Annotated in this window: 10 protein-coding genes and 2 rRNA genes (1 of these 12 cut by a window edge); 1 reads left to right on the plus strand and 11 read right to left on the minus strand. The window is 72.0% G+C overall.

Translation table 11 applies throughout. The features are described from left to right. Position 1: 1 nt before the first annotated feature. The 7 genes from O7633_RS07200 to O7633_RS07230 form a co-directional block, all read right to left on the minus strand. Complete coding sequence (locus tag O7633_RS07200; protein WP_178064794.1) at positions 2-940, minus strand: copper transporter; 939 nt, start codon at positions 938-940, stop codon at positions 2-4. Between the two features lie 28 nt (positions 941-968). Continuing rightward, positions 969-2,147: a putative cytokinetic ring protein SteA gene (steA, locus tag O7633_RS07205; RefSeq protein ID WP_074479373.1), complete on the minus strand. Its 1,179-nt coding sequence runs from the start codon at positions 2,145-2,147 to the stop codon at positions 969-971. Between the two features lie 120 nt (positions 2,148-2,267). Beyond that, a complete protein-coding gene (gene recN, locus O7633_RS07210; RefSeq protein ID WP_278127567.1) occupies positions 2,268-4,025 on the minus strand; it encodes a DNA repair protein RecN in 1,758 nt (585 codons plus the stop codon). A gap of 152 nt (positions 4,026-4,177) precedes the next feature. Beyond that, positions 4,178-5,062, minus strand: a complete 885-nt coding sequence (locus O7633_RS07215; RefSeq protein ID WP_074479363.1) for an NAD kinase — start codon at positions 5,060-5,062, stop codon at positions 4,178-4,180. Between the two features lie 162 nt (positions 5,063-5,224). Beyond that, on the minus strand, positions 5,225-6,085 hold the full coding sequence (locus tag O7633_RS07220) for a TlyA family RNA methyltransferase (RefSeq protein WP_282326949.1): 861 nt from the start codon (positions 6,083-6,085) through the stop codon (positions 5,225-5,227). Positions 6,086-6,105: 20 nt separating this feature from the next. Next, a complete protein-coding gene (locus O7633_RS07225; protein ID WP_282326951.1) occupies positions 6,106-6,354 on the minus strand; it encodes a hypothetical protein in 249 nt (82 codons plus the stop codon). A 28-nt stretch (positions 6,355-6,382) separates the two neighbouring features. Further along, positions 6,383-6,985 (minus strand): hypothetical protein, encoded by a 603-nt coding sequence (locus O7633_RS07230; RefSeq protein ID WP_282326952.1) that lies wholly within the window; start codon positions 6,983-6,985, stop codon positions 6,383-6,385. 112 nt (positions 6,986-7,097) lie between these two features. On the opposite strand from O7633_RS07230, the gene O7633_RS07235 reads away from it, so the two are divergent. Further along, positions 7,098-7,436 carry an SCP2 sterol-binding domain-containing protein gene (locus tag O7633_RS07235; protein ID WP_074479366.1) on the plus strand — a complete coding sequence of 113 codons (339 nt, stop codon included), beginning with the start codon at positions 7,098-7,100 and terminating at the stop codon, positions 7,434-7,436. Between the two features lie 83 nt (positions 7,437-7,519). Here O7633_RS07235 and O7633_RS07240 read toward each other — a convergent pair whose 3' ends face one another. The 4 genes from O7633_RS07240 to O7633_RS07255 all read right to left on the minus strand — a co-directional run. Beyond that, positions 7,520-8,539, minus strand: a complete 1,020-nt coding sequence (locus O7633_RS07240; protein ID WP_282326953.1) for an HAD-IIA family hydrolase — start codon at positions 8,537-8,539, stop codon at positions 7,520-7,522. Beyond that, positions 8,536-9,390 carry a Replicase polyprotein 1ab gene (locus tag O7633_RS07245; RefSeq protein ID WP_282328481.1) on the minus strand — a complete coding sequence of 285 codons (855 nt, stop codon included), beginning with the start codon at positions 9,388-9,390 and terminating at the stop codon, positions 8,536-8,538. Before O7633_RS07245 ends, O7633_RS07240 begins: the two co-directional genes overlap by 4 nt. A gap of 1,616 nt (positions 9,391-11,006) precedes the next feature. Then, a 5S ribosomal RNA gene (gene rrf, locus O7633_RS07250) occupies positions 11,007-11,123 on the minus strand. A gap of 89 nt (positions 11,124-11,212) precedes the next feature. Further along, positions 11,213-13,071 (minus strand): 23S ribosomal RNA (locus O7633_RS07255) (it continues 1,253 nt past the right edge of the window).

Raw genomic sequence — 13,071 nt, forward strand, 5'->3', positions numbered from 1 at the left:
CTCACTGGGGCAGTCTAGGCAGCAGCGCGGACGCGTTGTCGCCCACGCCGTACTGGCCGGCCTTCTTCTCCACGAGCTGCTGCACCAGGGCGAGGGTGGTGACCAGCTGCCCCTGGGTGGTGTTGGCGTCGTCGACGGTGGAGATGGTCTGCGACAGCACCGGGTCGCCCCGGACGACCGAGACGACGTTGCCGCCGGCCGAGCCGTTGCCGGCCACCACGATCGCCCCCGTCCGGTCGAACTGCTCGGCGACCTTGACCACCGACTCGTCCTTCTTCGCGGAGTCCTTGTCCACGTACGGCTGGCCGCTGACCAGCACCACCGCCTCGGCGGGCCCGGTCACCTTCTCGTCGGTCGTCAGGTATCCGGCGTTGCTGTACGACGCCAGCACCGCCCGGCGGTCGGCCTCCGTGGCCGGGGACGCGCCGTCGGCGCGGTCGAGCAGCACGCTGGCCAGCAGGGCGCTGGACGTCTCCACCCCGTGCCCGTTGCCGGGCAGCCCCGAGGCGGGGGCGCTCGGCCGGGCGGCGGTGACGGCCAGCTCCATCAGGTTGTTGTTGTTGTCCGGGTTGATGAACTTGTCCTGCAGGTCGACCCGGCCGGTGACCTGGGCGCCGCCGAGCTGGAGCATCTTGAGCACGCCCTCGGTGTGCTCGCGCCCGCTGGGCAGGGTGAGCAGCAGCACGCGACGCCCGGTGAGCTTGCCCGGCAGGAGGACCTGGGCGACCTCGGCGGCGAACTGCTCCTCCAGCTCGATCTCCTTCTGCATGTTGTTGACCGCCTGGCGCATCTGCTGGTTGTCCTTGCTCAGCCCGTTGACCCGCTCCTTGAGCGAGTCGGCGACGGGGCCGTTGAGGGCAGCCGTGCCGACGACCAGGCCGATGGCCAGCGCCAGGAAGACCGCGGTCAGGGACACCACGTGGTAGCGGAAGTTGATCACGCTTGCAGCCTCTTGATCGGTCGGGGAGCTAGAAGAGCTGGCCGAGTTGGAACACGAAATTGTTCCACCATTCGCTGACCACGCCCAGGTACGCCTTGCCGACGGTGGAGACCGCCACAGCCGAGGCCATCGCCGCCACCGCCGACAGGACCAGCAGCAGCAGCGACGAACCGGAGATGCTCTGCCGGTAGAGCCGGCTCACGCCCTTGGCGTCCACCAGCTTCCCGCCGACCTTGAGCCGGGTGAGGAACGTCGAGGCCATCCCGCCCCGGCCCTTGTCCAGGAACTCGACCAGGGTGGCGTGGGTGCCGACCGCCACCAGCAGCGAGGCGCCCTTCTCGTCGGCCAGCAGCATCGCCAGGTCCTCGCTGGTGGCCGCCGCCGGGAAGGTGATCGCCTCGACGCCCAGCCCGGCGACCCGGGGCAGCCCCGGGGCCCGGCCGTCGGGGTAGGCGTGCACGATCACCTCGGCGCCGCAGCGCAGCACGTCGTCGGTCACCGAGTCCATGTCCCCGATGATCATGTCGGGGGTGTAGCCGGCCTCGACCAGCGCGTCCGCCCCGCCGTCCACGCCGATCAGCACCGGCTTGAACTCCCGGATGTACGGGCGCAGCACGTCCAGGTCGGCCTTGTAGTCGTAGCCGCGGACCACGATCAGGCAGTGCCGGCCCTGGATCTGGGTCTGGATCTCCGGCACGCCCACGCCGTCGAGGAGCAGGTCGCGCTCCTGCTTGAGATAGTCCATCGTGTTGGCGGCGAACGCCTCCAACTGCACCGACAGCCCCTCGCGGGCGTCGGCCATCGCCTTCGCCACCGACTCGGCGTCCTGCAACGCTCCGTGCGCGACCGGCTCGCCGCCGACGAACACGGTGTTGCCCTCGATCCGGACGGTGTCGCCCTCCCGGACCCGCTCGAAGATCCCCTCGCCGAGGTCGTCCAGCAGCGGGATGCCGGCGGTCACCAGCACCTCCGGGCCGAGGTTCGGATACCGTCCGGAGACCGACGGCTTCGCGTTGAGCACGGCGGCGACGCCGACCGCCACCAGCGAGTCGGCCGCCACCCGGTCCAGGTCGACGTGGTCGATCACCGCGACATCGCCCGGGCGCAGCCGCCCGACCAGGCGCTTCGTCCGGCGGTCGAGGCGCGCGGTGCCGAGGACTGTGTCCGGCTCGGTGTTACGGGTCCGGCGCAACGTGGGTAGACGCATCGTGACCATCCTGGCATGTGAGGCAGGCTTTTCTGTCGCGACATGCCTGAGCAGGGCCGCCTACCCAGGGAAGCACACCAGAGCGCGCGCCGGTGTGCGTGCGCTCACAATAACGCGCCGTCAGGGCCGCCTTTCGCGCGCCGCCACGGCCAGCAGCTCCTCGGCGTGAGCGATACCCAGATCCGAATCCGGCAAACCCGCCAGCATCCGGGCCAGCTCCCGGGCCCGCTCCGTGTCCTCCACCACCCGCACCCCGCTGGTGGTCACCGCGCCACCCGTGTCCTTCGCCACCACCAGGTGGCGGTCGGCGAACGCCGCCACCTGCGGCAGGTGGGTGACCACCAACACCTGGTGGCTGCGCGCCAGCCGGGCCAGCCGCCGGCCGATCTCCACCGCCGCCTGACCGCCCACCCCCGCGTCGACCTCGTCGAAGACCAGGGTCGGCGGGCCGCCCGAGCCCGCGAACACCACCTCGATCGCGAGCATCACCCGGGACAGCTCACCGCCGGACGCGCCCCGCTGCAACGGCAGCGACGGGGCACCCGGGTGCGCCAGCAGGCGCAGCTCCACCTCGTCGCCGCCGTCCGGGCCGACGCCCACCTCCACGCCGTTGACCGCCAGGCTCGGCTCCGACCGGCCCGCCGGCCGGGGCAGCACCGCCACCTCGATGCGCGCGTGCGGCATCGCCAACCCCGCCAGCTCGACCGTCACCTGCTCGGCGAACCGCGACGCCGCCTCCTGCCGGGACGCCGACACCCGCCCCGCCAGGTCGGCCACCTCACCGGCCAGCCGGGCGGCCTCCCGGTCCAGCTCGTCCAGCACGTCGTCGGAGGTGTCCAGATCGGACAGCCGCGCCCGGGCCCGCTCCGCCCACGCCACCACCCCGTCGACGTCGTCGGCGTACTTGCGGGTCAACGCCCGCAGCGCCGCCCGCCGCTCGTAGACGACCTGCAACCGGGCCGGATCCGCGTCCAACGCCGCCAGGTACGTCGACAGCTCCGCCGAGACGTCCGCGACCAGCGTCGCCGCCTCCTCCAACCGGGCCGCCAGGTCACCCAGGGCCGGATCGGTGCCCGCCTGCGCCTCCAGGGTGCGCCGGGCCAGCCCCAGCAGCGCCGTGGCGTCCGGCGTCTCGTCGGTCGGCTCGGTGCCGCCCGCGACGCAGTGGTGCGCCGTCTGCGCGGCCGTGCGCAGCCCCTCCGCGTGCTCCAGGCGCTGCGCCTCGGCCCGCAACTCGTCGTCCTCGCCCGGCTGCGGATCCACCCGGCTGATCTCGTCGAGCCCCAGCCGGAGCAGGTCGGCCTCCTGATGGCGTGCCCGGGCGTTGCGCCGCCGGTCGGCCAGATCGTCGACCACCGCCCGCCACCGGGAGTACGCCTCCCGCAGCGCGTCGAGGAGCTTCTCGTGCTCCGGGCCGGCGAACCGGTCCAGCGCGGCCCGCTGCTCGGCCGGACGCAGCAGGCGCAACTGGTCGGACTGGCCGTGCACCGCCACCACCTGCTCGCCGACCTCGCCGAGCATCGCCACCGGCATGCCCCGCCCGCCCAGATGCGCCCGCGAGCGACCCTCCACGGTGACCGTGCGGCTCAGCAGCAGCGAACCGTCGTCGTCCGGCTCCCCGCCGGCGTCGGTGACCCGGGCGTGCACGGCGGCAGCCACCCGGCCGCCGAGCCGCAGCCGCCCCTCGACCACCGCCCGACCCGGCTGGGCCCGCACCCGGCCCGCGTCGGCCCGGCCGCCGAAGAGCAGGCCCAGGCCCGTCACCACCATCGTCTTGCCCGCACCGGTCTCGCCGGTGATGACGTTCATCCCGCCGGCCAACGGCAGCGTGGTGTCCTCGATGACGCCCAGTCCGGTGATGCGCAGCTCTTCCAGCACAGCAACCGACAGTAGACGCGGGCCCCGACACTTGACCAGCCGGCACGGCCGGGACGCGGTGACCGCCCACCGGCCGCCGCCCCGTCACCCCTGCCGGGACGCCGGCCGACCAGCGGCCCACCAGCGCCGCCGGGCCGCCCCGGAGACGTCGCTCACCTGCGGTTGCCCCGCCAGCCGTGCACCGGCAACCCGAACTTCGCCACCAGCCGGTCGGTGAACGACCGGGCCTGCAGCCGCACCACCCGCACCGGCAGCGCGCCGCGCCGCACCGTAACCTGCGCCCCCGGCGGCAGGTCGTAGACGCGCCGGCCGTCGCAGCACAGCACGGCGAGGGTGGTGAACGGGTCCACCGTGATCGAGAACGTCGACGTCGGCGCGGTCACCAACGGCCGGCTGAACAGCGCGTGCGCGCTGATCGGGACCAGCAGCAACGCCTCCACCTCCGGCCACACCACCGGCCCGCCGCCCGAGAACGCGTACGCCGTCGAGCCCGTGGGGGTCGCGCAGACCACGCCGTCGCAGCCGTACCGGGACAGCGGGCGGCCGTCCACGTCGACCAGCAGCTCCAGCATCTGGGCCCGCTCGCCCTTCTCGACGCTGATCTCGTTGAGCGCCCAGGACTCGATCGTCGGGCCGCCGTCGAACTCCGCCGTCACGTCGAGGGTGAGCCGCTCGTCCACCGTGTAGTTGCGGTCCACCACGTCGCGCACGGCCACGTCCAGGTCGTCGATCTCCGCCTCCGCGAGGAACCCGACCTTGCCCAGGTTGATGCCGAGCAGCGGCGCCTTCGCTGGCCGGGCCAGCTCCGCCGCGCGCAGGAACGTGCCGTCGCCGCCCAGGGCGAAGACGATCTCCGCTCCCTCGGCGGCCTCCAGCCCCGTCATCGGCACCACGCCCGGCAGGTCCAGGTCGTCGGCCTCCTCGGCCACCACCCGCACCTCGAACCCCGCGGCGATCAGGTCCGCCGCGACCGCCCGGGCGTGCTCCGTGCTGCGACGCCGGCCGGTGTGCGTCACCAGCAGCGCGGTACGACTCAACGGAACCACCTTCCGCTCACGACCGCAGCGCCCGCAAGCTCACTCCTCGCGCTCACCCCATACCGCCCTTGTTCGCGACTGCGGGGCTCGCAAGCTCACTCCTCGCGCTCACCCCACCGCCTCCGCTCACGACTGCGGGGCTCGCAAGCTCACTCCTCGCGCTCACCCTGCCACCTCCTCCGGGGCCGCGTCCGGCGCGTCACCGGACGGGCTCGGGCCCTGCGGGCCGGCCGCCACGACGGCCCGCACCCGCTCCGGGTCCGCCGCCGGCACTCCCCGGCGTAACCATACGAAGAACTCGACGTTGCCGCTGGGCCCCGGCAGCGGGCTGGCGGTCACGCCCGCGAGCCCCAGGCCGAGCTGGGCGGCCGCCGTCGACACGTCCAGGACCGCCTCGGCGCGCAGCGCCGGATCGCGCACGACCCCGCCCGCGCCGACGCGCTCCCTGCCGACCTCGAACTGGGGCTTCACCATCAACGCCAGGTCGCCGTCGGCCCGGGTGCAGGCGGTCAGCGCCGGCAGCACCAGCCGCAGCGAGATGAACGACAGGTCCGCCACCGTCAGGTCGACCTCCCCGCCGATCGCCTCCGGGGTCAGCGTGCGGACGTTGGTCCGCTCGAACACCCGTACCCGGTCGTCGGTGCGCAGCGCCCACGCGAGCTGCCCGTAGCCGACGTCCACGGCGACGACCTCGGCCGCGTCGGCGCGCAGCAGGACGTCGGTGAAGCCGCCGGTCGACGCGCCGGCGTCGAGGCAGCGCCGGCCCGCCACCCGAAGCCCGTGCGGGGTGAACGCGGCCAGCGCGCCGGCCAGCTTGTGACCGCCCCGGGAGACGTACTCCGAGGTGGGGTCGGCACCGGTGACCAGCAGCGGATCGGCGGGGTCGACCAGCGCGGCGGCCTTGCGGGCCGGCACCCCGCGCAGCTGGACCCGCCCGGCCTCGACCAACGCGGCGGCCTGCTCGCGGGACCGGGCCAGACCGCGGCGGACGAGTTCGGCGTCGAGCCGGTTGCGACGTGCCATGAGGGTGGATCTCCGGTCGGTCAGGCCTGGTCGATGGTGGCGAGGGTCTCCCGCAGCGTCTGGTACGCCGCCTCGTACTGCAGGATCTGGTCGGCCGGGGAGAGCGACGCGGCGTTCGCCATCGCCTGCACGGCGGCGTCCACGGCAGGGTGCCGGGCGTCGCCGTCGTCGGCGTCGGCAACCGGGCGAGGCGGCGGGCCCGGTCGGGGCCCCGGCGGCGGCACGGGCCGGCCGCCGGGCGGCGGGCCCGGCCGGAACGGTCCGCTCACCGCCGGCACCGGCCAGACAGGGGTACGCTCACGCCGCACCGCCCGGCTGCCGCTTGCGGGCCGGCGTCTTCTTCGCGGGGCGGGCCGGCTCCGCCGCGTCCCCCGCCGGCTCGGCGTTGCCCACCGCGGCGGGCGCCTTGCGGGCGACGGCCTTCTTCGCGACCGCCTTCTTCGCCACGGCCTTCGTGGCGACGGCCTTCTTCGCCATCGCCTTCGTGGCGACGGGGGCAGGTGCCCCGGACGTCGTCGCCCCGGGCGGATCCGCCCCGGGCGACTGCGGGGCCGGCTCCTGCGGGCCGGGCGACGGCGGGGCGGGTTCGGCGAGGCCGGCCCGGGCCTCCCGCAGCTGGCGTTCCAGCTCGTGCACCCGGCGGGTCAGCTCCGCCACCTCGTCGGCGGTCGCCAGCCCGACCGCGCCGAGCGCGCGGTCCACCTCGAAGCGCACCAGCTTCGTCAGCGCCTCCCGGTTCGCCGCGCCGGTGGAGACCAGTTCCTCGGCGAGGGCCTGGAGCTGGGTCGCCGTCGCCTCGCCGGAGCCGACGACCCGGCGCACCACGTCCTGCGCCTTCTTCCGGGGCGCCTCCGTCAGGCCCATGGCCAGTCCGAGGTAGGCGCGCCACGCGTCCTGCATGCCTGAGTCCTTCCACGGGGGTGGGGTTGCGGGTCTCACGCTACCGGGCGCCGGGCGACGCCCATTGCGGTACGGTGCCGGGAAACGGACGTGGCGCGCGTGAGGAGACGAAGTGGCCAGCGTGGACGAGTGCCGGCAGGCGTTGCAGGATCTGGCCGCCCGGCTGGACCGCAACGCCGACGCCGTGCGGGAACGGGTCGACCTGGACCGCACCCTGGCCTGCCGGGTGACCGACCTGGGCACCGCCTTCCACGGCCGGCTCGCCGACGGGCGGCTGCTCGACCTCACCGACGGCGACGACCCCAAGGCGAAGATCGCGCTGAGCACCAGCAGCGACGACCTGCTCGCCCTGGTGCGCGGCGAGCTCGACGTGACCAAGGCGGTCGCGTCGCGCCGCGTGTCGATCAAGGCGAACCCGTTCGACCTGATGAAGCTCCGCAAGCTGCTCTGACGACCGGAAACGGGCGCAGCCCGCCCCTGCGGCCCCGGACCGGCCGGCGCCGCGGGAGCGGGCTGCGCACACCGCGCGGTGGGTCAGTCCGCCAGGCCGAGGGCGACCAGGGCCGCCTCGGCCTCCGGCGAACCCGCCCGGGCCTGCGGGCCCACGCCGGTCGCCCACGCGACGGCGCAGAGCGCGGCCAACGCGTCCAGCGGCCGGCCGCTGCCGGCCAGTTCCAGGCCGCCGTCGGTCGCGCGCACCGACCAGCCGCCCGTCTCGGCGGCGCCCGGCACCCGGACCACGGCCGCCGGGTCGAACAGCCCGGCGAGGTCGACCGAGACGTACGTCGGCCGGCGCGCCGCCGGGGCGGTCAGCAGCTCGGGCACGTCGCTGACGCCCGTCAGCACGAGCAGGCTGTCCAGGCCGGCACGCCGGGCGCCCTCGATGTCGGTGTCGAGGCGGTCGCCCACCACGAGGGTGCGTCCCTGCCCCGCCCGGCGGGCGGCGGTGGCGAACAGCGCCGGCTCGGGCTTGCCCACGACCACGTCGGGGTCCCGGTCCAGCGCGGTCCGCAGCACGGCCACCAGTGACCCGTTGCCCGGCAGCGGCCCCCGCCCGCTGGGCAGGGTCCGGTCGGTGTTCGTGGCGATCCACTGTGCCCCGGCCCGCACGGCCAGGGACGCCTCGGCCAGGTCCGCCCAGCCGACCTGCGGGCCGTACCCCTGCACGACGGCGACGGGCGACTCGTCGAGGCGGGACACCGGGCGCAGCCCGACTGCGGTGATCTCGGCGCGCAGCGCCTCCGCGCCCACCACCAGCACGGGCGAGCCGGCGGGCAACCGCTCCGCCAGCAGCTCGGCGGAGGCGCCCGCAGAGGTGAGCACCTCCTCCGGCCCGGCAGGCACCCCCATCCCGGTGAGCAGGTCGGCGACCTCGCTGGCCCGCCGCGACGCGTTGTTGGTGGCGTACGCGACCGTCCGCCCCTCGGCGTGCAGCCGCCCCACCGCCTCGACCGCGCCGGGGATCGGCCGGTCGATCAGGTAGATGACCCCGTCCAGGTCGAAGACGACCAGCGAGTAGCCGTCGACCAGCCGGTCCCCGGTGTCCGTCGTCACCGCAGGTCCGCACCCGGCTCGGGCGAGTCCACGGGCTTCGCGCCCCGCTCGGTCTCCGTCGGTGCCGACCCGGCCCGGTCCGCAGCCACCGGGGCGACGTCGTCCTCGTCCTCGTCCTCCTGGTCGTCGTCTTCGTCCTCCTGGTCGTCGTCCTCGTGGTCGTCGTCCTCGTGGTCGCCGTCGTCCTCGTGGTCGGCGGCGGCGTCGACGCCTTCCTCGGCCGGCTCGTCGTCCTCGTCGTCGCCCTCGATCAGCACCCCGTCGAGTTCGAGCAGCCGCTCGGCGGCGTCGGTGTCGCCCTCGGCGTCGACGTCGGCCGCCCGGGAGAACCACTCCCGGGCCTCCTCACGGCGGTCCACGGCGAGCAGCGCGTCGGCGTACGCGTACCGGAGCCGGGCGGCCCACGGCTCGGTCGCATCGTTGGTCAGCTCGCGGACCTGGAGCATGGCCACGGCCGCGTCCTTCTGGCCGAGGTCACCCCGGGCCCCGGCGGCGACGATCAGCAGCTCGACCGCGACGGCCTGGTCGAGCTTCTCCCGGTCAGCCCCCCGGAACAGGTCGATCGCCCGCTCCGGACGCCCGAGCGCCCGCTCGCAGTCGGCGAGCACGGCCAGGTGGCTCTGGAGGCCCGTCATCCGGTGGTACGTGCGCAGCTCGGCGATCGCCGTCTGCCACTCCCCCGCGTGGTACGCGGCCAACCCGACCGCCTCGCGCACCGCCGAGATACGCGACGCGAGCCGACGGGCGGCGAGCGTGTGCGCCAGCGCCTCCGCCGGGGCCTCGTCGATCAGCTGACCGGCCGCGACCAGGTGCCGGGCGACGGTGTCGGCCACCGGCTTGGCCAGCGACAGCAGCTCCGCGCGCACGGCCTGGTCCAGGTCGGACGCGACGATCTCGTCGGGCAACGCCGGTGCGCCGGCCCCCTGCGGCTCGGCCCGGTCACGCCGGTCGTCCCGGCGGTCGCGTGACGCGTCCCCGGCACCGTCCCGACGCCGGTCCTCGAATCCCGGCCGGTCGTCCCGGCGCGGACGGTCGCCGTAGCCACCGGTCCGGTCGCCACTGCGGAAGCCGCCGTCGCGGGACGGACCCGAACGGAAGCCGCCCTCACGCGGCGGGCCGGAGCGGAAACCACCCTCACGACGGTCCCCACCACGGAAACCACCCTCACGGCCCTCACCGCCACGGAAGCCGCCCTCACGCGGCCCGGAACGGAAACCACCCTCACGACGGTCACCGCCGAAACCGCCCTCACGGCGATCCCCGCTGCGGAAGGTGCCCTCGCGGTCGCCGCCGCGGAAACCGCGCTCGCGGCTCTCCCCATCGCGGCGGAAGCCGCCCTCGCGCGGACCGCCCTCACGACGGTCCCCGCCTCGGAAACCGCCCTCACGCGGGGGGCCGGAACGGAAGCCGCCCTCCGATCGGTCGCCGCCACGGAAACCACCCTCACGGCGGTCCCCACCACGGAAACCACCCTCACGGGCGTCACCGTCACGGCGGAAGCCGCCCTCACGACGGTCCCCACCGAAGCCACCCTCACGGCGATCCCCACCCCGGAAACCACCCTCACGCGGCGGGCCGGAACGGAAACCACCCTCACGCGAACCACCGTCGCGCCGGTCACCACCGCGGAAGCCGCCCTCGCGGTCACCGCCACGGAAGCCACCCTGGCGGCCATCGCCGTCACGACGGAAACCGCCCTCACGACGGTCCCCACCGAAACCGCCCTCACGGCGATCCCCACCCCGGAAACCGCCCTCACGCGGCGGACCAGAACGGAAACCACCCTCACGACGGTCACCGCCGCGGAAACCACCCTCACGCGAACCGCCCTCACGACGGTCGCCGCTGCGGAAGCCGCCCTCACGGCGGTCCCCACCGAAACCGCCCTCGCGGCGATCCCCGCCCCGGAAACCGCCCTCACGCGGCGGGCCGGAACGGAAACCACCCTCACGCGAACCACCGTCGCGCCGGTCACCACCGCGGAAGCCGCCCTCGCGGTCACCGCCACGGAAGCCACCCTGGCGGCCATCGCCGTCACGACGGAAACCACCCTCACGGCGATCCCCGCCTCGGAAGCCGCCCTCACGCGGGGGGCCGGAACGGAAACCACCCTCACGACGGTCGCCGCCGCGGAAGTCCCGACCCTCGCCACGTGGCGGGCCCTGGTGACCACCGTCCCGGCCACCGCCGGTGGACCGTGAATCGTCGCGGGAGCGGAAACCGCCCTCGCGGCGGTCGCCATAGCCGCCGCGCTGGTCGCGCGAGCGGTCGTCCCGATCCCGGTACGACGGGCGGTCATCGCGACGGGGCGCGTCACCACGTCGGTCGGAACGGTCTTCGTAACGTCGAGGACGGTCGCCGTCCTGCGGTCCTGAACTCACAGGTACATCCTTCCTGATTGCGCCGCACTCGACGCTACGCAGTTGAGGGCCGACCCATATTGGGGCGGCCCTCGACTGGAAAGAATGTCCGGCGGTGTCCTACTCTCCCACACCCTCCCGAGTGCAGTACCATCGGCGCTGGAGGGCTTAGCTTCCGGGTTCGGAATGTAACCGGGCGTTTCCCCTCCGCCATGACCGCCGTAACTCTATGAACATATCAAACAACCCACAACCCCAACCGGGTGGGCGTCTGTTTGTTCAGAGTTGCACAGTGGACGCGAGCAGAATCTTTGTAGTCAAGTCCTCGGCCTATTAGTACCGGTCAACTCAACCCGTTACCGAGCTTACATCTCCGGCCTATCAACCCAGTCGTCTAGCTGGGGGCCTTACCCCACCAAAGGTGGGTGGGATACCTCATCTTGAAGCAGGCTTCCCGCTTAGATGCTTTCAGCGGTTATCCCTTCCGAACGTAGCCAACCAGCCGTGCCCCTGGCGGGACAACTGGCACACCAGAGGTTCGTCCGTCCCGGTCCTCTCGTACTAGGGACAGCCCTTCTCAAGTATCCTACGCGCACGGCGGATAGGGACCGAACTGTCTCACGACGTTCTAAACCCAGCTCGCGTACCGCTTTAATGGGCGAACAGCCCAACCCTTGGGACCTGCTACAGCCCCAGGATGCGACGAGCCGACATCGAGGTGCCAAACCATCCCGTCGATATGGACTCTTGGGGAAGATCAGCCTGTTATCCCCGGGGTACCTTTTATCCGTTGAGCGACACCGCTTCCACACGCAAGTGCCGGATCACTAGTCCCGACTTTCGTCCCTGCTCGACCTGTCAGTCTCACAGTCAAGCCCCCTTGTGCACTTGCACTCAACACCTGATTGCCAACCAGGCTGAGGGAACCTTTGGGCGCCTCCGTTACCCTTTAGGAGGCAACCGCCCCAGTTAAACTACCCACCAGACACTGTCCCTGAACCGGATAACGGCCCGAAGTTAGATACCCGAATCAACCAGAGTGGTATTTCAAGATTGCCTCCACCCATACTGGCGTATGGACTTCACCGGCTCCCACCTATCCTACACAAGCTAACTCAGATACCAATGTCAAGCTATAGTAAAGGTCCCGGGGTCTTTCCGTCCTGCCGCGCGTAACGAGCATCTTTACTCGTAATGCAATTTCGCCGGGCCTGTGGTTGAGACAGTGGGGAAGTCGTTACGCCATTCGTGCAGGTCGGAACTTACCCGACAAGGAATTTCGCTACCTTAGGATGGTTATAGTTACCACCGCCGTTTACTGGCGCTTAAGTTCTCCGCTTCGCCCCCCAAAAGGAGCTAACAGGTCCCCTTAACGTTCCAGCACCGGGCAGGCGTCAGTCCATATACATCGAATTACTTCTTCGCATGGACCTGTGTTTTTAGTAAACAGTCGCTTCCCCCTGCTCTCTGCGGCCATACAACGCTCCACCCGCAAGGGGCTTCACGTCTCCGGCCCCCCTTCTCCCTAAGTTACGGGGGCAATTTGCCGAGTTCCTTAACCACAGTTCGCCCGATCGCCTCGGTATTCTCTACCTGACCACCTGTGTCGGTTTGGGGTACGGGCCGCTCAGAACTCGCTAGAGGCTTTTCTCGGCAGCATAGGATCACTGACTTCACCTGAATCGGCTCGGCATCACGTCTCAGCCTGAATAGTGTGCGGATTTGCCTACACACCGGCCTACACGCTTACCCCGGCACAACCACCGGCCGGGATCAGCTACCTTCCTGCGTCACCCCATCGCTTGACTACTACCCGCCAGGTTCCCACGCTCCCCACCCTCAGTCCGAAGACCTTGGATGGTTTGGGTGGTTAGCACAACGAGGTTCATCACGGGCGCTCCTTCGCGGGTACGGGAATATCAACCCGTTGTCCATCGACTACGCCTCTCGGCCTCGCCTTAGGTCCCGACTCACCCAGGGCGGATTAGCCTGGCCCTGGAACCCTTGGTCATCCGGCGGAAGGGTTTCTCACCCTTCTTTCGCTACTCATGCCTGCATTCTCACTCGTGCCGCGTCCACAACTAGGTCACCCCGCTGCTTCACCCCCGGCACGACGCTCCCCTACCCACCCACACACCTGCACCAGACATCAAGGCCTGGCGAAGTAACATG

This window comes from Micromonospora sp. WMMD712 (assembly GCF_029581295.1).
Taxonomy (GTDB): Bacteria; Actinomycetota; Actinomycetes; order Mycobacteriales; family Micromonosporaceae; genus Micromonospora; species Micromonospora carbonacea.